At 23.5% G+C, this 22203-nt stretch carries 28 protein-coding genes and 1 pseudogene; 9 read left to right on the top strand and 20 right to left on the bottom strand.

Features of this window, described 5'->3' with window-relative positions; genetic code table 4:
• Positions 1-104 precede the first annotated feature (104 nt).
• Positions 105-494, bottom strand: coding sequence for a TIR domain-containing protein (locus tag ACQH26_RS01430; RefSeq protein WP_425382630.1), 390 nt, complete (start codon positions 492-494; stop codon positions 105-107).
• Positions 495-741: 247 nt separating this feature from the next.
• On the opposite strand from ACQH26_RS01430, the gene ileS reads away from it, so the two are divergent.
• The 4 genes from ileS to ACQH26_RS01410 are packed head-to-tail and all read left to right on the top strand — an operon-like array spanning position 742 to position 6415.
• Complete coding sequence (gene ileS, locus ACQH26_RS01425) at positions 742-3504, top strand: isoleucine--tRNA ligase (RefSeq protein WP_425382629.1); 2763 nt, start codon at positions 742-744, stop codon at positions 3502-3504.
• A 31-nt stretch (positions 3505-3535) separates the two neighbouring features.
• On the top strand, positions 3536-4243 hold the full coding sequence (gene lspA, locus ACQH26_RS01420) for a signal peptidase II (RefSeq protein ID WP_425382628.1): 708 nt from the start codon (positions 3536-3538) through the stop codon (positions 4241-4243).
• Positions 4131-5054 (top strand): RluA family pseudouridine synthase, encoded by a 924-nt coding sequence (locus ACQH26_RS01415; protein ID WP_425383060.1) that lies wholly within the window; start codon positions 4131-4133, stop codon positions 5052-5054. The genes lspA and ACQH26_RS01415 overlap by 113 nt, the downstream gene beginning before the upstream one ends.
• On the top strand, positions 5054-6415 hold the full coding sequence (locus ACQH26_RS01410) for a hypothetical protein (RefSeq protein WP_425382627.1): 1362 nt from the start codon (positions 5054-5056) through the stop codon (positions 6413-6415). The genes ACQH26_RS01415 and ACQH26_RS01410 overlap by 1 nt, the downstream gene beginning before the upstream one ends.
• A 4-nt stretch (positions 6416-6419) precedes the next feature.
• Here ACQH26_RS01410 and tsaE read toward each other — a convergent pair whose 3' ends face one another.
• The 3 genes from tsaE to ACQH26_RS01395 all read right to left on the bottom strand — a co-directional run bounded on the left by tsaE (position 6420) and on the right by ACQH26_RS01395 (position 7826).
• Positions 6420-6890, bottom strand: coding sequence for a tRNA (adenosine(37)-N6)-threonylcarbamoyltransferase complex ATPase subunit type 1 TsaE (tsaE, locus tag ACQH26_RS01405; protein WP_425382626.1), 471 nt, complete (start codon positions 6888-6890; stop codon positions 6420-6422).
• A gap of 89 nt (positions 6891-6979) precedes the next feature.
• Positions 6980-7474 carry a transposase family protein gene (locus ACQH26_RS01400; protein WP_425382625.1) on the bottom strand — a complete coding sequence of 165 codons (495 nt, stop codon included), beginning with the start codon at positions 7472-7474 and terminating at the stop codon, positions 6980-6982.
• 4 nt (positions 7475-7478) lie between these two features.
• Positions 7479-7826, bottom strand: coding sequence for a transposase family protein (locus ACQH26_RS01395; RefSeq protein ID WP_425381897.1), 348 nt, complete (start codon positions 7824-7826; stop codon positions 7479-7481).
• Between the two features lie 305 nt (positions 7827-8131).
• Here ACQH26_RS01395 and rplM point away from each other — a divergent pair, with 305 nt between their 5' ends.
• Both rplM and rpsI read left to right on the top strand, forming a co-directional pair.
• Positions 8132-8572 carry a 50S ribosomal protein L13 gene (rplM, locus tag ACQH26_RS01390; protein ID WP_425382624.1) on the top strand — a complete coding sequence of 147 codons (441 nt, stop codon included), beginning with the start codon at positions 8132-8134 and terminating at the stop codon, positions 8570-8572.
• Between the two features lie 6 nt (positions 8573-8578).
• Entirely contained in the window at positions 8579-8986 is a 408-nt protein-coding gene (gene rpsI, locus ACQH26_RS01385; RefSeq protein ID WP_425382623.1) for a 30S ribosomal protein S9, read from the top strand.
• A 510-nt stretch (positions 8987-9496) separates the two neighbouring features.
• Here rpsI and ACQH26_RS01380 read toward each other — a convergent pair.
• Positions 9497-10617, bottom strand: a protein-coding gene (locus ACQH26_RS01380) for an IS3 family transposase (protein ID WP_425381867.1) whose coding sequence is annotated in 2 segments (ribosomal slippage) — positions 9497-10347 and positions 10347-10617 — 1122 coding nt in all. Because the reading frame shifts where the segments join, the coding sequence is not laid out codon by codon here.
• 437 nt (positions 10618-11054) lie between these two features.
• Between ACQH26_RS01380 and ACQH26_RS01375 the strand changes: the two genes are divergently transcribed.
• Positions 11055-11381 (top strand): hypothetical protein, encoded by a 327-nt coding sequence (locus ACQH26_RS01375; RefSeq protein ID WP_425382622.1) that lies wholly within the window; start codon positions 11055-11057, stop codon positions 11379-11381.
• 196 nt (positions 11382-11577) lie between these two features.
• On the opposite strand, the gene ACQH26_RS01370 is transcribed toward ACQH26_RS01375, so the two are convergent.
• The 11 genes from ACQH26_RS01370 to rpmG form a co-directional block, all read right to left on the bottom strand.
• Positions 11578-11733: a hypothetical protein gene (locus ACQH26_RS01370; protein ID WP_425382621.1), complete on the bottom strand. Its 156-nt coding sequence runs from the start codon at positions 11731-11733 to the stop codon at positions 11578-11580.
• Between the two features lie 16 nt (positions 11734-11749).
• The gene (locus tag ACQH26_RS01365; protein WP_425382620.1) at positions 11750-12337 is read right to left on the bottom strand and encodes a hypothetical protein; all 588 of its coding nucleotides are present in this window, start codon (positions 12335-12337) and stop codon (positions 11750-11752) included.
• A gap of 346 nt (positions 12338-12683) precedes the next feature.
• Entirely contained in the window at positions 12684-13274 is a 591-nt protein-coding gene (locus ACQH26_RS01360) for a hypothetical protein (RefSeq protein WP_425382619.1), read from the bottom strand.
• A 154-nt stretch (positions 13275-13428) separates the two neighbouring features.
• A complete protein-coding gene (locus ACQH26_RS01355) occupies positions 13429-13572 on the bottom strand; it encodes a hypothetical protein (RefSeq protein ID WP_425382618.1) in 144 nt (47 codons plus the stop codon).
• Between the two features lie 152 nt (positions 13573-13724).
• Positions 13725-14514, bottom strand: a protein-coding gene (locus ACQH26_RS01350; RefSeq protein WP_425382617.1) for an IS5 family transposase whose coding sequence is annotated in 2 segments (ribosomal slippage) — positions 13725-14252 and positions 14254-14514 — 789 coding nt in all. Because the reading frame shifts where the segments join, the coding sequence is not laid out codon by codon here.
• Positions 14515-14835: 321 nt separating this feature from the next.
• Positions 14836-15117 (bottom strand): hypothetical protein, encoded by a 282-nt coding sequence (locus ACQH26_RS01345; RefSeq protein ID WP_425382616.1) that lies wholly within the window; start codon positions 15115-15117, stop codon positions 14836-14838.
• A 247-nt stretch (positions 15118-15364) separates the two neighbouring features.
• A complete protein-coding gene (gene nusB / locus ACQH26_RS01340) occupies positions 15365-15769 on the bottom strand; it encodes a transcription antitermination factor NusB (protein ID WP_425382615.1) in 405 nt (134 codons plus the stop codon).
• The gene (locus tag ACQH26_RS01335; RefSeq protein WP_252320429.1) at positions 15735-16103 is read right to left on the bottom strand and encodes a hypothetical protein; all 369 of its coding nucleotides are present in this window, start codon (positions 16101-16103) and stop codon (positions 15735-15737) included. Before ACQH26_RS01335 ends, nusB begins: the two co-directional genes overlap by 35 nt.
• A gap of 14 nt (positions 16104-16117) precedes the next feature.
• Complete coding sequence (gene efp, locus ACQH26_RS01330; protein ID WP_425382614.1) at positions 16118-16681, bottom strand: elongation factor P; 564 nt, start codon at positions 16679-16681, stop codon at positions 16118-16120.
• A 2-nt stretch (positions 16682-16683) separates the two neighbouring features.
• A complete protein-coding gene (locus ACQH26_RS01325; RefSeq protein ID WP_425382613.1) occupies positions 16684-17760 on the bottom strand; it encodes a M24 family metallopeptidase in 1077 nt (358 codons plus the stop codon).
• 83 nt (positions 17761-17843) lie between these two features.
• Positions 17844-17993, bottom strand: coding sequence for a 50S ribosomal protein L33 (gene rpmG / locus ACQH26_RS01320; RefSeq protein ID WP_174481164.1), 150 nt, complete (start codon positions 17991-17993; stop codon positions 17844-17846).
• 403 nt (positions 17994-18396) lie between these two features.
• Here rpmG and ACQH26_RS01315 point away from each other — a divergent pair.
• Positions 18397-19186, top strand: a protein-coding gene (locus tag ACQH26_RS01315; protein ID WP_425382012.1) for an IS5 family transposase whose coding sequence is annotated in 2 segments (ribosomal slippage) — positions 18397-18657 and positions 18659-19186 — 789 coding nt in all. Because the reading frame shifts where the segments join, the coding sequence is not laid out codon by codon here.
• A 7-nt stretch (positions 19187-19193) separates the two neighbouring features.
• On the opposite strand, the gene msrB is transcribed toward ACQH26_RS01315, so the two are convergent.
• Entirely contained in the window at positions 19194-19625 is a 432-nt protein-coding gene (gene msrB, locus ACQH26_RS01310) for a peptide-methionine (R)-S-oxide reductase MsrB (RefSeq protein WP_425382612.1), read from the bottom strand.
• 29 nt (positions 19626-19654) lie between these two features.
• Positions 19655-19993 (bottom strand): hypothetical protein, encoded by a 339-nt coding sequence (locus ACQH26_RS01305; protein ID WP_425382611.1) that lies wholly within the window; start codon positions 19991-19993, stop codon positions 19655-19657.
• 167 nt (positions 19994-20160) lie between these two features.
• Here ACQH26_RS01305 and ACQH26_RS01300 point away from each other — a divergent pair, with 167 nt between their 5' ends.
• Positions 20161-20520 (top strand): helix-turn-helix domain-containing protein, encoded by a 360-nt coding sequence (locus ACQH26_RS01300; protein ID WP_425382610.1) that lies wholly within the window; start codon positions 20161-20163, stop codon positions 20518-20520.
• Positions 20521-20604: 84 nt separating this feature from the next.
• On the opposite strand, the pseudogene ACQH26_RS01295 reads toward ACQH26_RS01300, so the two are convergent.
• Positions 20605-21727: pseudogene (locus ACQH26_RS01295) on the bottom strand (IS3 family transposase).
• A 22-nt stretch (positions 21728-21749) separates the two neighbouring features.
• The gene (locus ACQH26_RS01290) at positions 21750-22202 is read right to left on the bottom strand and encodes an IS630 family transposase (RefSeq protein ID WP_425383059.1); all 453 of its coding nucleotides are present in this window, start codon (positions 22200-22202) and stop codon (positions 21750-21752) included.
• Between the last annotated feature and the right edge of the window lies 1 nt (position 22203).

Raw genomic sequence — 22203 nt, 5'->3', positions numbered from 1 at the left:
TTTTAACTTTAAAGGATTTGAAACTACATTTGAAAAACTTTCAACAATTGCATAGTTATTTATTACATTTTTATAAATTCTTGGAGTAGAATTTTGTTCATTAATTAAAGTTTTGTAATCATTATCATTAAAATCACAATTTTTTTTGCTTTTTTAATAAAATCATCAGTTAAAAATATTAATAAACCATTTTTTCCCCTTCGATGGAGGCTACCATATATTGATAATGAAGCTGCAATTTCTCAATCAATATGTTTTCTACATTTTGTATGTTTTCCTAAAATAACTATAGTAATATCTGAATCTTTTACATATTCTTCTCTAATAGTTTTAAATATCTTTTTAGGAGGCGATTGCGGATCAATATCACCTAGTTTTACAGATACGTCTTTCACTTCAAAATATTCTCCATAACATTGCAAAATTAATTCTGATAATTCATCCTTTGCTTTTTGTTCTCTTAAGTGATGATATGAAATAAAAATTTTTAACATTATTCATTAACCTCTTTTTTAACATTATTAAAAAAATATTTTTTATAAACTTTAATAAGTTTATACTTTATTATAAAATAATACTCACTAAAAGTAATATTTTTAACTTTTAAGTTTTATAAAATCTTATTATTAAAATAAAGTAAATATTATACAAATTTCAAGTAATTACTAGTATAATGATTTAAGAATAAAAAAGAATAATTAGTACAAATAAAACTTGTTATTTTAAAGGAGAATAATATACATGAATAAAAACTATAAAGATACATTATTAATGCCTCAAACTAACTTTGAAATGCGTGCTAATTTAACTATAAAAGAACCACAACTACAAAAATATTGACAAGACCAAAAAATATATCAACAACTAATTAACATAAATAAAAAATCTACGAAAACTTTTATCCTTCATGATGGACCTCCATATGCTAACGGTGATCTACATTTAGGACATGCATTAAATAAAATTTTAAAAGATATTATTGTTCGCTATTATAATAGTAGCAATTATTATGCACCCTATATTGCAGGTTGAGATACGCATGGTTTACCTATTGAAACAGCAGTTACTAATTCAGGAATTAATCGTAAAACAATAGCAGTATCAGATTTTAGAAAACAATGTCAAAAATATGCAGAACTGCAAGTTGCTAATCAAATTAATCAATTTAAAACATTAGGATTATTAACAGATTTTGAAGATCATTATGTTACTTATGATAAAAAATATGAATCTGAACAAATTAAAGTTTTTGCTAAAATGGTAGAAAAAAAACTAGTATATCGTAATTTATATCCTGTATATTGATCACCATCAAGTGAAAGTGCCTTAGCTGAAGCTGAAGTTGAATATTTAACAAAAACTAGTGCTGCTATTTATGTTGCCTTTTTACTAAATGATGAAAAAAAAATATTTAACTTACCTACCTCACTAGTAATTTGAACAACAACACCATGAACCATTCCTAGCAATCAAATGTTAGCAGTAAATGAAGAATTTACATATAGTATTATTAAGACTAATGAACAACAATATATTATTGCACAACCATTGATTGATTCTTTTACTAAAGCAAACAACATCACCGATTTTATAATTGTTAAAACAATTTCTGGTAAAGATTTAATTGGATTAACAGCATTACATCCATTATATCAAAGAAAAACCCCAATTGTTCATGGTTCTCATGTTACTATAAATGATGGAACTGGAATTGTTCATACTGCTCCAGCATTTGGTGAAGAAGATTTTGATTTAGGATTAAAACATAATATCAAAATTCTTTGTCCAATTAATGATCAAGGTCAATTTACAGCAGAAATCAATGATGAACAATTAGTCAATAAGTTTTATGATGATACTAATAAAATTATTCTTGAACGCTTAAAAAATAATGGTACATTAATTGGTATGAAATGATTTAAACATCAATATCCACATGATTGACGAACTAAAAAACCCGTTATTTATCGTGCTACTTTACAATGATTTATCGCTATTGAAAAAATCAAACCATTACTTACTAAAAATATTAATAAAGTAAATTTTGTTCCTGAATGAGCAAAAAAAAGAATGTTATTAATGACAAATAATCGCTATGATTGATGCATTTCTCGTCAACGTGCTTGAGGATTACCAATTCCAATTTTTTACACTGAAAAAAAAGAACCAATCATGGATATAAACCTTATTAATCATGTGGCTGATTTATTTTCTAAACATGGTTCAAATATTTGATTTGAAAAAGAAGCAAAAGATTTATTACCACCTAAATATCAACATAAAGATAGCCCAAATGGTATTTTTTATAAAGAACAAGATATCATGGATGTTTGATATGATAGTGGTGTTTCCCACTTAGCAGTTATTAAAAATAATAATTTACCTTGACCAGCAGATTTATATTTGGAAGGTAATGATCAATTTCGTGGTTGATTTAATTCAAGTTTAACAACAGGAACTATTACTAATAATAGTAGTCCCTATAAAAACTTGTTAGCACATGGTTTTGTAACTGATGCTAAAGGCAATAAAATGTCAAAATCAATTGGTAATGTTATTAGTGTTAAATCAATTTGTGATACTAATGGTGCTGATATTTTACGATTATGAGTAGCCAGTGTTGATTTTACTGATGATACAAGAATTGGTACTGAAATTTTAAAACAAGTTAGTGAAAACTATCGTAAAATCAGAAATATTTTTCGGTTCTTACTAGGTAATTTATTTGATTTAGATATCAAAACTATTGAAAATAAAACAGAAGAAGAAATTATTAATAGTTTATCAGAAGTTGATCAATATATTTTAAATAAATTAAACGGATTAGTGACTAAAATTAATGAAAATTATCAAACTTACCAATTTAATACTATCTATCATTTAATTTTAAATTTTGTTACTAATGATTTGTCTGCTTTTTATTGTGATTTTACTAAAGATATTTTATATGTTAATAGCAAAAATGACATTAGAAGAAAACAAGTACAAATAACAATGTTTTTAATAGTAAAAACTTTAATTGGTTTATTAGCCCCTATTTTACCACACACTACTGAAGAAGCATTCCAAAGTTTAACTAAAAAAGATTTAAACACAAGCAGTGATTCTATTCATTTAAAAAAATTTCCACAACCATGAAATTTAAACAAACCAACAAAACTAATAGAAAAATGAGAATATTTTATTAACTTTAAAAATGAAGTTAATAAAGTTATTGAACAAACTAAAAAAGACAAAATTGTTAAAACAGCCCTAGAAACAATAGTAACTATTATTTTTAAAGATAATCATAATATCTTATCAACAATTGATGAAAAAGAATTAGCACAATTATTAATTGTTAGTGAAGTTAATATTAATTATAATAATAGCAACGTTAATGATTGAACTATTAATGTTAAAACAAAAGATGGTACTAAATGTCCTCGCTGTTGATTAATTGTTAATGAAACAAAAGAAGATGTTTGTAATCGTTGTTTTGAAGTGTTATCCTTAATAATGTAAATAACTAATATTAGTTTAGAAAGAAGTAATTATGGAATTTTCTTGATTAGCAATTAAAAATCATTTAAAAACACGTGATTGAAAATGATTAACTAAAATAATTTGTTTTTGCGCAATTATTATTCTAATTGTCACTGATCAAATGATAAAATTAGCAGTACAAAATGGAATAAAAGCTGGTGAAGAATATAAATTCATACCCGGATTTATTAATTTAAAATTTATTATTAATTATGGTTCTGCTTTTAGTTTTTTTCAAAATCAAAGAATCTTTCTAATAACTTTTGCTTTTCTAGTAGCAATTGCTAGTAGCACCTGACTATTATTTACTAAATCTATTAACAGAGCACTAGGTCTCAGTTTTGTTATTGCAGGAACAATTGGTAATTTAACAGATAGATTTTTACACAAAGGTGGTGTTATTGACTTTTTATTATGACAACTATTCCCACCATATACTATTTTTAATACTGCGGATATATTCATTACCATTGGTATCACAATTATTATTCTACAAATAATTATTGGAACCATAATTAATGCCTATCAAGAAAAGTTTGGAGAACACAATAATGAAGTCAACAATGGAACATTTACAACAATCATCAATGACAGAAAATCAAAAGATGATAAAACTAAAATATCATGAAAACAAAAATATCCGCATCGACAAATATTTAGCAATGGTATTAACAGAACATCATTATTCACGAAATTTTATCCAAAATTTAATCACTAATGGGCAAGTAATAGTTAATAATAAAACTATTTCATCAGCTAACTTATTATTAAAAAATAATGATGAAATAAATATTATTATTAATAATGACAAAGAGAACACTTTAAAAGCAACTGCAATTGATTTTGAAATAGTTTATGAGGATAATGAAATTCTTGTTATTAACAAACCTAGTAATTTGGTTGTCCACCCAGGAGCAGGTAATTGAGATAATACTTTAGTTAACGGATTATTATTCCAATCTAAAATTGAAAATATTGAAGAAAATAATTTACGTCCAGGCATTGTTCATCGTATTGACAAACAAACGACAGGATTATTATTAGTAGCTAAAAATAAAATTAGTCATCATATTTTAGCAGAACAATTACAAAAACATGAAATTAAACGAATTTATATTGCATTAGTTCATGGTACAATTAAAGGTAGATCAGGAACCATTAAAGCGCCTATTGCTAGAAGCAATAATAATCGTCTAAAAATGATGGTCAATGAACAAAATAGTAAGAAAGCAACTACTCATTTTACAGTTATTGAGCGATTTAAAGACTATACTTTAGTTCAATGTCAATTAGAAACTGGTCGAACACACCAAATTCGTGTTCATTTTGAGTGAATTGAACATCCAATTGTAAATGACCCTTTATACAGCAAGTTTAAATTGGAAAATGCTAATATTGGACAATACTTACATGCTAAAGTCATTACTTTTACTCATCCCACAACTAAAAAAGTTATGACTTTTGAATGTAATTTACCTGATTTTTTTGAAAATAAATTACAATTATTACGAAAGGAAAGTGTTAAATAATGGATGATAATATTCTAGATATTTTAGGTTTACAATTAGTTGATTATTTTATTAGTCATCAAGATTATCGACCATTTAATGTTCCTAAAAAATTAAAACTAAATGTTAAAGGTGAAGTATATCTAACTAATAAAGATAGTAATACTTATCATATCATTAAAATTATTAAAGAAAATAATTTTAATCCTCACCATTTAAAAAACAAAGATGAAGTTTATGAAATTTTACATAAACAATTAGCAGATGAAGGTGTTAAAGATATTCTTTATTTAATGGTTATCTTAAATGATGATAACCAAAACGAAAATCGAATGTCACCAGCAGTTGATGTTATTATTGCTACTAGTGATAAAATTGTTCAAGAATTATCTAAATTTTATCCTAGTATTACTAAATTTATTAAGGTAGACTTACCCCAACTTGAAACTGAAACTGAAAATAATGAAGAGACTAATGAAGATAATAGTACTGAAACTTTAAGTGATAATTGAAAAAAAGTTAATTTTCAAAACCGTCGTTACTTAAGCGAAACATTAAAAAAATGTACTAATGCTAATTTGGCAGTTACCTGATTTCTTTTTATAATTCCTATTATTACACTTGTTGTTTTTCTAGTAATTATAAATCTTAGTCAAGATGATTGATTAGCATTAGATTATAAACAACAACATTTGCTTTTTGGTGCCAATTATCATAACTTAATATTTGGTGCTTATCAATATTGAAGGTGATTAATTTATCCATTTGCTGGTAATGATATAAATCCTTCAGCTCCTATTAATTTAATATTTTCACTTTGAATGTTTTATCGTGTTGGAAGATTTGTTGAAGGATTTTATGGATGATGAAAAGCAATTTTCATTTGAATTGGTGCAATGATTCTAACCGGTATTTTACAAAGTGTTGTTGATAATATTAATATAATGTCAGGATTTTGAGTTTTTCCTGTAATTTCATTAGGAGCAATGTTACCTTTCATTTGAAATTATAAATTATTTAAAACTCCAATCATGAGTCGTTTCTTTACAACTATTTTATTAATGTTAATATTTTGATTTATAACTGATCAACAAGTAGTGACATTATTATATTGAATGATTGCTTTTGTCACAGGATGATTATTTGCTTCTTTAATCGGATATCATAATCGTAAAATAACTGTTGTGTATTATGCTTTTAGTCCAATTGCTATTGGTTCATTAGTATTATTTGCTGGTTTACTTTGAGGTTTAAATAATTATTATCCTGTTAATGATAATAATTATACTTTAGAAGTATTAAAACAATATCAAAAACTTGGTTTAATTAGTCAAAGTACTATTAATAGTATTATGCTTAATTACTTTCATATACAAGTATAAAATTCTATATTTTTTTTAATGCGTCAAATAAATACTTTTCTTCCTCTTTTGTAAGAAGATTAGTATTAATAACTATTTGTCTACTATTAATATCAATAATTTTAAAATCTATAGCAATATATGAATAATTATTAAAATTAATTTTTAATCTTTCTGATCATTCAACTATCATAAAATTATTCATCATTATTTCATAATATTCTTCTAAATGAGGATTAATTAAACGATAAGCATCCATATGAATTAAATTTCATTCATATTTAGTTTGATACTTATTTCAAATAATAAAAGTTGGTGAATTAATAATATTTTTAACTCCAAGTAAATTACCAATTAATTTAGTAATTTGCGTTTTACCACTACCAAGCGGACCATTTAATAATAAAATTAAATTTGGTTTAGCAATTTTAGCAATTATTTTGGCAAGAGTATTAGTGTCATCTAAATTTTTTAATATATATACATTCTTTTTCATAATAACCTTCTTTGATAATTATTTTATACTTTACAAACTATTATACAAAAAAATAACATATAACAAAATGAAATACAAATATTTAAGACTTACTGCATAACGTTTTTAAGTTTTAATGATAAATTATAAAATCCTGCAATTAAATTAAATCTTAAAAATATTCGTTTTCTACCTTTTCTAAATTTATAACCAATAATTTTAAAACATTTTAAAAATGCAAAAACATGTTCAATTTTTCTGCGAGTTTTATTAATAATCTTATTAAAAATTTTAATTTTACTTGTTTTAGGATTATTTTTACTAGTTTTAATGGGTAAAAATGTATTACTATGAATTTTTTGTAAACCTTGATAACCTTTATCTGCAAGAATTACAGTTTCTGACAAAAATTCTAACTTTGAATTTTTAAAAGTTTTAAAATCATGATTTTTACCAGTATCAGGAAAAATATTTAAAATTTCATTAGTATGTGCATTAATTATGGTTTGAAACTTAACAGTATGCATTCATTTTTTGCCAGAAAATCAATTTTTTTGATTATATTTTGGTCGTTCTGTTTCTACTTCTGTTACATCAATTATCAAAATTTTATTTTTGAATTCTTCTTTTTAAAAAAATATTTTTATTTGTTAAATTATTAAACTTATTATTATTTATTAAAATGTCTTCAATTGAACGAATATTTCGTAAAGCAGTAGTATCAACCATATCATACTCAGCACCAATACTATGATATGTACGATTTTCATATAAATATCTTAAAGTCATTACTAGTCTATCTTCTATTGACATTTTATATGGCCTTCCACCAGTGGTATTTTTTAGATTTTGATGATCTAATAAAATATTTAAAATTTCATTAAAAACTAGTTTATTAATACCAACTATTTTACGAAAATATTGATCCGGTTTATCTTTTAATTCAAAATATGTCATAAAATTTATCCTTAACTATTCAAATTTTATTTTAATAATAACAAAAAAATGAAAAGTTAACTAGTTATGCAGTAAGTCTATAATAAAAAATGTTTAATGGTAATTATTTTTAGAAAATAATATTATATTTTTAAAAAATAAATATTTTTATAAAAGTTAGTTATTTTATTTTGTAATCTATAATTTTGTGTAAAAATAATTATTAAATCTTTGATAATACTTGTTTTTTTAAATAAGTTTCTATATAATTATTAATGCTTTAAGCAATGTAGTCCCGGTAAAAATTACACTGTAAGGAGAAAAAAATGCGTCAAACAACAATGAATTTCAGTAACATTGAAAAAAAATGATATGTTATTGATGCCAGTGGTTTAATTTTAGGACGTCTTGCAACTAAAGTTGCAATGATATTGCGTGGTAAAAATAAACCTTCATTTACACCACATTTAGATTGTGGAGATTATATCATCATTATTAATGCAAACAAAATTAAATTAACAGGTAATAAATTACAAGATAAGAAGTACTATAACCATTCACAATATCCTGGTGGATTACGTGTACGTAATGCACAAAGTATGATTTGTAAAGATGCTTCTGAATTAGTAGAAATAGCGATTAAGGGTATGCTACCAAATACTACCTTAGGTCGTAAGCAATTTACACATCTTCATGTTTATAACCATGATCAACATCAACATCAAGCCCAAAACCCTGAAGTTTTAATATTAGGTCAAGAGGAGTAGACTTTTATGACAACATCTAATAAACCCGTAACTTATTCAAGTTCAGGCGGACGTAAAACGTCAACTGCCCGTGTTCATTTAAAAAATACTGGTCAATCAAAAATATTAATTAATGGTTTTGAGCCTTTAAAATATTTAGAACAAGAAATCTTAGTTCAAGATATGTTATTGCCTTTAAAAGTAACTAATACGTTAGAAAACTTTGATATTAATATCAAAGTTGAAGGCGGCGGAAGAACTGGTCAAGCTGGTGCAGCACGTTTAGCTTTATCTAATGTTTTAGTTAAGGTGTCAGAAGATTATCGAACATTATTAAGACAATTTGGATTATTAACTCGTGATGCACGTAAAAAAGAACGTAAAAAATATGGTTTAAAAGCAGCCAGAAAAGCACCACAATTTTCAAAACGTTAATATAATAAAAAAAGAGTCTCAGACTCTTTTTTTATTATCTAATATTTTTTTATTATTTTTATAGTATTACTAGAATTTTATATATTATTTTTGCTTATAATTTATTTCTTTATTTAAATAACTTTCTTTTTTTAATTTGTATTTCTTTAGATAAATTGGAGGTGTTTTTATTGTAAACACTATATATAGCTAACTAAAGTAATATTTACTCATAAATAATGTAAAATAATAATATGTAATTTAAACAGTTTTTGAATTTAAAAGTACAATTCAGCAATAATTAAAATAGATTAGGAAGATTAAATTATGCCAAAACCATACAGTGAAGACTTACGAAGAAAAGTAATAGAAGCTTATGAAAGTAAAAATATGAAAATTAAAGAAATTTGGAATGGCAACACTTTTTAGGACTATTTTTTGGTAGACATTTGTTTTTGATAATTAACTGGAGTTAAGTAGTTTAAAGTGCTGTGGATTCTTATGTTGTTGGAATGGCAACACTTTTTAGGACTATTTTTTGGTAGACATTTGTTTTTGATAATTAACTGGAGTTAAGTAGTTTAAAGTGCTGTGGATTCTTATGTTGTTGTATCAATTGATGTAATCAAATAATTCTAATTTTAATTGGATTAATGATCTAAAATTTTTATCATTAATAAATTCAGTTTTGAAAGTTTTAAAAGTTGCTTCAGCAACAGCATTGTCATAAGGACAACCTTTTTTGCTTAAAGAGCGAGTAATATTGAATGCTAGTAAAAGTTTATCAATAATTTTATTATTAAATTCATTACCACAATCACTATGAAATATTTGAATATCTTTTAAACAGCGATTTGATTGCATAAATGCTTGATGTACTAATAAGGCATCTTTTCTAGTACCTACACTATGTCCAATAATTTCGCGGTTAAATAGGTCAATTAATAAGCAAATATAGTTTCATTTACCATTAACTTGAACATAAGTTAAATCACTGACAATAACTTCATTTTTAAGCCTATTATTAAAGTTTCTATTCACAAGATTAGTGATTTTTTCATCATTTACTTTGTTATTATGATTTTTGAATGATAATTTAGTGTATTTTGATATTAAATTATGCTTATTCATAATTTCTTTAATTTTTCGTCTTGATAAATAAATTTCTTGGTTTTCTAATATTACTTTTAATCTTCTTGTTCCATAAACACATTTATTTTCTTTAAAAGCACTAATAATAGCTTCATCATAAATATTATTTTGAATTTTATTTTCTTTTTTCTTTAAATTAAAATAATATGTTGATTTAGAAATTTTTAAAAAATGACACATTGTGCGAATTTTATATTTAAACTTATTGTTTGTAATAATTTCTATTTTCTGCCTATTATTAGTGCTGCTTGCTTTAAAATATCATTTTCCATTCGTAATTGTTTTAATTCTTTTCTTAATTTAATTAATTCATTTTCTTCAACAGAACGATTATCTTTAGCTTTAAAACTACCTGAATTAGTAAATTGCTTAATTCAATTATAAGTAGCTGCTCTTGTAACATTATATTCTTTAGCAAGGTAAGATACTGATTTGCCGCTTTGATATAAAGCTACTATTTGTTTTTTAAATTCATCGGTATATGAATTAATATTGGCCATAATTATAGTTCCTTTCTTTCAACTAATTTGTTCACTTGTCTACGTAATTAGTGTCCAATAAAGTGTAACCCATCCACTTTATATATAAATATTGATGATGGACATAGAAAATTTAAGTTTAATGAAAAACATAATACTAAAAATTGTAAAAAATGTTCTATGAGATTACTAGTATTTTGTACTGGTAAAAAGAAAATGGAAAATTAATTAATAAAAGAGCTGTATGTAAAATAAGAGTATCAAAAACAGAAATTGGTGCAGAAAAAACAGCTAAATTAATTCAAACATATGGTAATTTATATTTTGAAAACTTTGACCAAGCAAATTTAATAGTTTGTGGAGATAGTGCAAAATGAATTAGAAAAACTGCTACAATTTTAAATGCTAAATTTATTTTAGATAAATTTCATGCTTTTCATGTTTTATTTCTTGGAATAATGGCTGGAAGAAGAAAAAATAAAATTGATAAATTACACTATGAAAATGCAATAAATTTATTTGCCAAAGGTCAATATTATGAATTAATTGATTTTTTACAATCATTAACTTTGCAATATAAAAAATTAAAAGTTGGTTATTTTATTAATGCAAAAGATGGTGTATTAAACCAAGCACTAGTTGAAAATATTGGTTGCTTTACTGAAACTAATATTAAACAAATTTTAAAACATATGATTGGTGATAGAACCTATAACATTGATATGTATACAAAAATGGTTAATTTTAAATGCTATCAAATAAATACTGCCATCCAATTATTATAAATTAAAATTAAAGATTTTAAAAAAACCAAAAATAAAATAAAACTTATTAAAGTTTACTTTAATAAGAATTTTTGAGTTATAAAAGTAAGTATTATTGTTGACTAATATTTTTCAAGTGTTAAGATTAACGTACAATTGCATATTGAAGTCAAAATTATTCTCGTCTAACTTTATAATTTTAAGACAAATTTGAATATTATTGACAACATCGGTAAGCTCCCATTATAAAAACTAAATAAACTTCATAAGCAATATTTTGATCATAAATAGAAGGTAAAGCAATAATAATATCTTTATTAATATTTAAAAATTTACTTTTAATATTATCAACTTTTACATCATAATTATTCATATTTTTTCTCCTTAATTTATTGATAATTTCCTAACAAAGAATAATTCATTATTCTAATATAAAAATTAAAATTAGTTTGTTCTAAACGCATAGCGCATTTAACCAATTCATCTAAAATTATCAACTTATTAGTAAATAAAGTTTCATATGAAAAAAAAGCTTTTAAATTTAAATCAGTACTATCTTTTGTCAGCAATGTTTTTCTAGTTTCTAAATCCAATAAATAAAATAACATTAATAAACTTCCAAACTCATAATTATTTTTTATGTTTGTTTCATTCTTAGTTAAATTAATAAAAATATTACCACTAATATTTACCAATCTTTTAATTATTAGCAAACTTTCTTTTTTCAAATTAGAATTATTTATCAAAAAATCAGGTACTACTACTTTTGAAGTATCATCAAACCAAACTTTTATTTGATCTTTACATCCAAGTAATAATAAAAGTTCCTTGGCATTTTGATAATCATCTAACTGTTTTTCTTGACGCTTAAAAGTAGGAATTAAAGCAGAAATAGTTAATATAAAATTTGCAACTAATCTTAAATATTCTTTATAAGAAATTTTATTGAAATATAAATAAACACTTATTATTTTCATAAACATTAAATTTTGATTACTATTAAATATTAAGTTATAAGTATTACGATAATCTTTTGCTTTTAAATGACCTAATTTTTTTTTAATTTCGCGCTTAAAAAAATAATTACTTTTTAAAAGCAAAAGATGGTTAAATAATCGATATTCGGGAATCATTTTTTACTTCCAATCTAATTATATATTTTTAAATTTAATCTTAAAATAATTATAACATTGAAATAAATAAGTACATAATGTTACTTATTTATTATATTTAATTGCCAATAATATCATTGATAATTAATTATATTTAATATATAAATTTAAAAAGTTATTATTTAAAATAACTTTTTAAATCCATTCTTAATTAAAATCTTTTTTTTCATAAAGAATTTATTGATCTCAAAGAAGAACTTAATTTTTCTTCTGCTTTATCTTCATTTGGCAAACTAAAACAAGATTGATTTTTTTCAATATCTTTTTCAAAACCAAGATCACTATATTGACTATTAACTCTTGAAATTAATTCTTTTTTACTAGAAAAAGGATTCTTTTCATCAAATTGCTTTGATATTTCATTTTCTGAAATAAAATTTAATTTATCAAAAATTTCTTCATTTTTTTCATTTGTAATTTTATTAATCAAACTGACTTGTAAATTAATAATATTTTCAAAAATATTTAATTTTGAATTTTTAAATGGTTGTGCATTTTTTTCATTTTCATCAATTTCTTCTATTAAAGTTTTTATATTTAATTCTGTTTCTTTAATTTGTTTATTAATATTTGAAAATAGTTGTATTTTTTTTGATTTTTTTAGTTTTTTTAAACGTTTAATTTTATTTTCTAAAGATTCAATTTGCTCAACTATTTCTTCACTTTTTTTCTCAATAAAAAATATTTCTTTATCCAAGTCTTCTTTTGCTTTTTTTAATATATTAATTTTTTCGATTAACATTTTTTTCTCCTTTTAAAATTAAAAAAACCCATTTACTTATAAATAAAGCAATAGGTTAAAAACTATATTTAGTTTATAAATTAAATTATACTTACTTTTTTATTTTTAATTATTATTTTTATTTTTTTCACTAATATGTTTTAAAAAAAGTATTTTAACTAGTTAAAATACTTTGTTGTAAAATAGGAGGTACTGTAGAAAAACTTTTCGCAAAATTATTTATTAAATTTTGACTAAAACAACAACTTCCAAATATTTTAGCATCTTCTTCATTAAAATTACTATCTTTAGTTAACAATATATCATCTTCTTGCTCGGATTCAGAAAGTACTTCAATATGACCATCATCATCACTATTATATCCAGAAGAATTTTGTTCTAATGAAGAATCATTATTAATAGGATCTACTATTTTTGCTATTTGATTTTTTAAATTATCTAAGAACCTGTTTAGAATCTTTTTAATAAAACTGAAATAAAGGAAAGAACAACCATTTGTAAACTAGTATTTAGTTTTCTTTCACAATTTTTTCATAATCTTCTGTATTTTTCTAATCAAGCAAAGCTTCGTTCTACAATTCATCTTTTTGGTAATACTACAAAAGTATGTAGTTCATTGCGTTTTATAATTTCAACATTTGCATTTATGATTGTTTTGATTTCAGAAGCAAATTTTTCACCAGTATAACCAGCATCTACTATTATTTTTTGAACTGCAGAAAGATTTTCATTTTCATTTTCAATCATTATTATAGCGCTATTACGATCTGTTTTTTCTGCTGTGGTTATGTAAATTGCATGTGGTAAACCTTGAGAATCAACAATAATATGACGCTTTATTCCTGAAATCTTTTTACCAGCATCATAACCTTTATTTTCAGTAGTATCTGTATTTTTAACACTTTGCGAATCAATTATACAAAAACTAGTTTGTTCTTTGCGATTATTGTTGATACGAACTTTTTTAACCAATTTTTTTTAAAATTAATTGCCATACACTAGCTTCTTTACCGTTATTTTTACTTCAAATTTGAAAATAATAATATACAGTTTGTCATTTTGGAAAATTTTTTGGTAGCATTCTTCATTGACAACCACTTTTTAATACATATAAAATTGCACAAAATACTTCATATAAATCTAAACTTCTTGGTTTTGTTTTCTTTTTGCTATTTTCTAAAATTGATTTTATGTTCTCAAATTGTTCTTTGGTGACATGACTTGGATAATTTTTATGCATAATATATACCTCTGATTTTAAAATATATAATCATTTTACATTATTTTCGAAAAGATTCTAAACAGGTTCTAAGAACCTGTTGAAAAAATTCTTTATTAATTTTAATTAATCGATTATTAACAAAAAATAATTTTTTTAAAAGAATATTAGTTTTTTTAATAATTTTTAATTTTTTAATTTTTAACAATTTAATAATATTTTTATTATTATTTATCCTTTGTTTCAAACATTCTCTATTAATTTTTATTTCTTTAATTTGCTTATCAATATTTTTGTTTTTATAATATTTAAAAATACCAAAAGTAAAAACATTTAAAAAAGTTAGTTTTCAATTTTTTTGTTTTTTTGTTTTTTTAGAACTTTAATATTTTTTTCTAATACTTTAATTTCTCCTATTAATTTTATATTTTTATCTTCTTCATCAAATATTTGTCCAGTTAATTCATTGATTTCTTCATCTAATGTAAAAAATTCCTCCTCTTCGATTAATGAAATATTTAATTTTAATTCTGTATTTTTTTTATCAATATAAGATATTTTTTCATCTAATTCATTAATTTCTTTATCTAATAGTAAAAAAGATTCTTCTTTAGTTAATGGCATATATACTTCTCCTTTTTAAAAACAAAAGAACCCATTTGTTTTAAAAAAACAATGGGTAAAAACTTATATTAAGTTTATTAAAGTATATTATACTTTATTTTTTTATTTTTTAACTATTAATTTTAAAGAAATAGTTATATTGAACAAAAATATTGGATTATAAAATAAAAACTATCTTTAAAATAATATAATATATTTATATTAGAAATATAGTTATTAACTAAATTCAATCATATACTAGTTATAATTACTTATTTATTTTATCTAAAACACCATTAATGTATTTATAAGCATCATTTGGACAATAAGTTTTAGTTATAATAATAGCTTCATTAATAATAATTTTTTTATCTATTTTAGTATGGACAATTTCATACACTGCTAAAATTAAAATTGCTTGTTCAATTGGTTTTAAATTTTCAAAATCTCATCCTTGTTTTAAATTTTTATTAATTAAATCTATTAAATCATATTCATAATCAATTATTTTATTTAATATCTCACATTGTTCAGTAATTAAACTCTTACCTTCTTCTTCAAAAAGAAATTGTTTAAATGCTTGTTGTGATTGGCCTTCAAGGAAATATTGATATAATACTTCCATCATGCCAATTCTTTTATGATGCTGGGTTATCTTCTTTTGTTCTTGCATTGTTGATTTCTACTTCTTTAGTTTGAGCAATAAATATTATATGAATATTTAATAAAAATAAATTTAAAGCTGATTCAGTACGTCTTAAAATTAAATTATTAATTTTATTTTTTAAATTTACTAAATCTTCATTTGGATTAACAATTAATTTTATTCGCACAACAATATTATTATTAATAGCAGTAATATCATTTGTTTCTAACATTAGAACTTCAACATCTTCTAATGTTAATTGATAGTTATCATTAATTAATAACATATAAATAAATTTTTTAATAACTAACGAAGATAATTTTAATGTTCCAACTTTACTTTCTTCAATAAGTATTTCCATAATATTCACCTTTCTTAAGCGCGAGTTTTGTATTTCCCTTCATCTGTACTTACTACAATTTTATCACCATTATTAATAAACATTGGTACTTGTAATTGTAAACCAGTTTCTAAAATAGCTGTTTTTGTCGTATTAGAAACACTATTTCCATTTACTCCTGGTGGAGCATCAACAACCGCTAATACTACCGAAGGAGGTAAATCAATACCTAATATTTCTAAATTTTTATAAACCCTTAATGATACTTCATTACCAGGAACTAAAAATTTTTTTTCTCATGATAAGCGCGATTGATCAATCCTAATTTCATTATAATCTTCATTATCCATAAAAACTGAATACATACCATCATCATAACTATAAATTGCTGGTCGTTTATCAATAATAGCTGGATAAACTGTATCACCACCGGTAAAAGTAATACTAATAATAGCTTGTGTTCTTAAATTTTTTGCTTTTACTTTCACATGCGCTTGTCCACGTCCACTTTTAGAATGTGCTGATTCAATAACTATTAAAATATCAGTTTTATTATGTAAAAAAGTAATTCCTGGTTTAAAATCATTAACGTTAATCATTTTTATTTTTTCTCCTTTCAAATATCAATTTCACGAGATGATTTTGTTAAAATTTGATAACCATCTTTAGTAACTAAAATATCATCTTCAATTCTAACACCACCTAAATTAGGAATATAAATACCTGGTTCAACAGTAATAACCATTCCCGGAACTAAAATAGTAGATTCATTTTTAATAACTCAAGGTGATTCATGAATTTCAATACCAAGTCCATGACCAGTACCATGAGTAAAATATTGTTCATAACCCTTTTCTTTAATATATTCTCTACAAATCTTATCAATTTCACCAATAGCTATACCTGGTTTTACAGCCTTAATTCCTGCCATTTGTGCTGACTTAACTATTTCATGAATTTCAATTAATTTTGGATTAACTTTACCAATCGCAAAAGTTCTAGTCATATCTGAACAAAAACCTTCATATACACAACCAAAGTCACAAGTAATTAACTCATTATTGCCAATTTTTTTATTACTAGCTTTACCATGAGGCATTGCTCCTCTTTCTCCAGAAGCAACAATAGTATCAAATGATGCTTTTGTTGCACCATTTTTAACAAATGAACGTAATATTATATCTTCAACATCTTTTTCACTAACACCAGGTCGGATAAAGCTTAAAACTTCATTAAAAGCCAAATCACCAATAGCACAAGCTTTTGCAATTCGTGCAATTTCGATTTCATCTTTAATCATTCTTAATGAACTAACATAAATTGGAACAAATTCAATATCTTTAATTTCTTGCTTTCAATTTTCTAATTGAGCAATAGTAATATATTCTGCTTCAAAACCAATTTTTTTAATTTTTTGTGATTTTAATAAATCTTTCAACGAAGTAAAAATATTACTAAATTGAATGCATTTAACATTTTTGGCATTTTCTTTTCCCTCAGTAATATATCTTCCATCTAATAATAAATTTGCATCATTTTTGCTAATCAATAAATAACCTAACGTTGAAATAAAATCACTATATCAAAAGCGATTTTCGGGAGAGTAAAATAACATAGCATCTATTTTATTTTTGGTTAATATTGTTTCAATAATTTCTTTTTTATTTAAATTTTTCATTTTAAATTCAATCCTTTTAATAAATCATTAATTAATAACTAAGTATATTGTACTGCAAATTAAAGAAAAGAAATAAGTAAAACTTATTTCTTTTCTTTATGTAGTGTATGTTGATTACAACGAGAACAATGTTTTTTTGTTTCTAATTTTTCAGGCTTAGTTTTTTTATTACGATCAGCAATATAATTTTCTTCTTTGCAAACTTCACATCTTAAAGTTAATCCATCACGCATTGTGCGCCTCCTTAATAATAATTGAGTTATATACAATACAATATTATTGCATAATTAAATAGTTAGTTCAATTAAATAAAGGAATTATTTTTAAACTTCCTTATATGAAAAAATGTTACTAATATTAAAAATAAAAAATATCAGTAACTAGGTAATTATTTAAATAATATTATTTAAAACACTTGATATCAATATAAGTCATCAGTTTTATACTGTATAAAAATACTAACTGTTTTATTATATAGCTAACTAAAGTAATGTTTACTCATATCTTGAAAAACAAAATCAATCGCTTTTTTAATATTTGGTCAATAATTTGGTAATATTTTTCTTAGAACCTGTTTAGAATCTTTTCGAAAATAATTTAAAATGATTATATATTTTAAAATCAGAGGTATATATTATGCATAAAAATTATCCAAGTCATGTCACCAAAGAACAATTTGAGAACATAAAATCAATTTTAGAAAATAGCAAAAAGAAAACAAAACCAAGAAGTTTAGATTTATATGAAGTATTTTGTGCAATTTTATATGTATTAAAAAGTGGTTGTCAATGAAGAATGCTACCAAAAAATTTTCCAAAATGACAAACTGTATATTATTATTTTCAAATTTGAAGTAAAAATAACGGTAAAGAAGCTAGTGTATGGCAATTAATTTTAAAAAAAATTGGTTAAAAAAGTTCGTATCAACAATAATCGCAAAGAACAAACTAGTTTTTGTATAATTGATTCGCAAAGTGTTAAAAATACAGATACTACTGAAAATAAAGGTTATGATGCTGGTAAAAAGATTTCAGGAATAAAGCGTCATATTATTGTTGATTCTCAAGGTTTACCACATGCAATTTACATAACCACAGCAGAAAAAACAGATCGTAATAGCGCTATAATAATGATTGAAAATGAAAAAGAAAATCTTTCTGCAGTTCAAAAAATAATAGTAGATGCTGGTTATACTGGTGAAAAATTTGCTTCTGAAATCAAAACAATCATAAATGCAAATGTTGAAATTATAAAACGCAATGAACTACATACTTTTGTAGTATTACCAAAAAGATGAATTGTAGAACGAAGCTTTGCTTGATTAGAAAAATACAGAAGATTATGAAAAAATTGTGAAAGAAAACTAAATACTAGTTTACAAATGGTTGTTCTTTCCTTTATTTCAGTTTTATTAAAAAGATTCTAAACAGGTTCTAAGATAAATATTCTTCATATCCTTCTGTAATCATTTCTGATAATGGAATAAAACGTAAAGCTGCTGAATTAATACAATAGCGTAAACCGCCTTCTTTTTGTGGACCATCCTTAAAAACATGCCCTAAATGAATATCAGTTTTTTTAGAACGTACTTCAGTACGCTGCAATATTAGGTTAGTGTTATCTTCCTTTTTAAGGATAACTATTTCACTGATTGGTCTTGTAAAACTTGGTCAGCCATGACCAAAATTACATTTATCTGATGATGCAAATAATGGTTCACCTGATAAAATATCGACATAAATTCCCTTTTCCTTATTATCTCAATATTTATTTTTAAAAGGAAGTTCCGTTACTGAATTTATAATGACCTCATATTGTAAAATAGTTAACTCATTAATAGTTTTAATTTTTCATTTTTGTTTCATATTTTTATTACCTTTTTCTAAACAAAATATTAATTTTTAGTTGAATAATTATTTTCTAACTTTCTTAACTCATCCCTAGTATCTTTAGGTAAACTTTCACCATAATCCATAAGTTTAACCATTTCCTTAAAAGCAGCTTTAGGAATAACTAATTTTTCAATTTCTTTTTCAGTAATATGTAAATTAATTTTATCAATTTGCATAGTTTTTATTTTTCTAACAAAATCAGGTTCGGCTACAAAAACAGAAGATAATCCTATCATATCCCCATATTCTAAGGCTTCTAAACATTTATCAGGATTATTTATACCATCACTCACAATAACAGGAATACGTTGATTAATGTGTTGATAAACAACTTTATTCACTAATTGATTAAAATATTTCCCCTGAGATTGAACTTTATATTTATATATAGCTAACTAAAGTAATATTTACTCATAAATAATGTAAAATAATAATATGTAATTTAAACAGTTTTTGAATTTAAAAGTACAATTCAGCAATAATTAAAATAGATTAGGAAGATTAAATTATGCCAAAACCATACAGTGAAGACTTACGAAGAAAAGTAATAGAAGCTTATGAAAGTAAAAATATGAAAATTAAAGAAATTTGTAAAGTGTTCAATATCACTAGAAAGACTTTATTTTTATGAAGAAAAAGAAAAAAAGAAACTGGGCATATAAAACCAATTTTGAATTATCAAAAAGGACATAGCCACAAAATAAAGGATTTAGATGAATTTAAAAATTATTTAGCAGAAAATAAAGATGTTACAGTTCAAAAAGTAATTGATAAATTTGGAAATATGACTAAAGAAACAGTTTATAACTATTTTAAAAAACTAAATTATACATATAAAAAAAACTTTTCTATATGAACAAAGAGATAAAAATAAACAAGAAGATTTTTTAAAAGAAATAGCTAAAATAATGAATGAAGATTTAGTATATTGGAATGGCAACACTTTTTAGGACTATTTTTTGGTAGACATTTGTTTTTGATAATTAACTGGAGTTAAGTAGTTTAAAGTGCTGTGGATTCTTATGTTGTTGTATCAATTGATGTAATCAAATAATTCTAATTTTAATTGGATTAATGATCTAAAATTTTTATCATTAATAAATTCAGTTTTGAAAGTTTTAAAAGTTGCTTCAGCAACAGCATTGTCATAAGGACAACCTTTTTTGCTTAAAGAGCGAGTAATATTGAATGCTAGTAAAAGTTTATCAATAATTTTATTATTAAATTCATTACCACAATCACTATGAAATATTTGAATATCTTTTAAACAGCGATTTGATTGCATAAATGCTTGATGTACTAATAAGGCATCTTTTCTAGTACCTACACACTATGTCCAATAATTTCGCGGTTAAATAGGTCAATTAATAAGCAAATATAGTTTCATTTACCATTAACTTGAACATAAGTTAAATCACTGACAATAACTTCATTTTTAAGCCTATTATTAAAGTTTCTATTCACAAGATTAGTGATTTTTTCATCATTTACTTTGTTATTATGATTTTTGAATGATAATTTAGTGTATTTTGATATTAAATTATGCTTATTCATAATTTCTTTAATTTTTCGTCTTGATAAATAAATTTCTTGGTTTTCTAATATTACTTTTAATCTTCTTGTTCCATAAACACATTTATTTTCTTTAAAAGCACTAATAATAGCTTCATCATAAATATTATTTTGAATTTTATTTTCTTTTTTCTTTAAATTAAAATAATATGTTGATTTAGAAATTTTTAAAAAATGACACATTGTGCGAATTTTATATTTAAACTTATTGTTTGTAATAATTTCTATTTTCTGCCTATTATTAGTGCTGCTTGCTTTAAAATATCATTTTCCATTCGTAATTGTTTTAATTCTTTTCTTAATTTAATTAATTCATTTTCTTCAACAGAACGATTATCTTTAGCTTTAAAACTACCTGAATTAGTAAATTGCTTAATTCAATTATAAGTAGCTGCTCTTGTAACATTATATTCTTTAGCAAGGTAAGATACTGATTTGCCGCTTTGATATAAAGCTACTATTTGTTTTTTAAATTCATCGGTATATGAATTAATATTGGCCATAATTATAGTTCCTTTCTTTCAACTAATTTGTTCACTTGTCTACGTAATTAGTGTCCAATAAAGTGTAACCCATCCAAGATCCTAAACAGGTTCTTATATTATGTTTTATAGCAAATCAAAAATGTTCAATTGGATTTAAATTAGGAGAATATGGCGGAAGAAATAATAGTTTGCATCCAGCATTTTCAATTAATTGTTGTGTTAATTTAGATTTATGAAACGTTGCATTATCTAAAACTATAATTTGTCCACGCTTTAATACTGGAATTAGTTTATTTTTAACATATGATTCAAAAATTTTACTATTGCAATGTCCTTCAAATGCTCATAAGGCTTTTAATTTACCTTTATTTAGTGAACCAATTATACTCATTCTCTTTATTTTATATGCGGGTTTATTATCAAATAATCTTTTACCTTTTTCAGATCAACCATATTTATAAAATTCATTATCATCAATTCCAGATTCATCAATA

Source organism: Spiroplasma endosymbiont of Melieria omissa (genome assembly GCF_964031175.1).
GTDB lineage: Bacteria > Bacillota_I > Bacilli_A > Mycoplasmatales > VBWQ01 > Spiroplasma_E > Spiroplasma_E ixodetis_A.
Note: the sequence above shows the minus strand (reverse complement) of the source record. Positions and strands in the feature narration are given on the sequence as shown.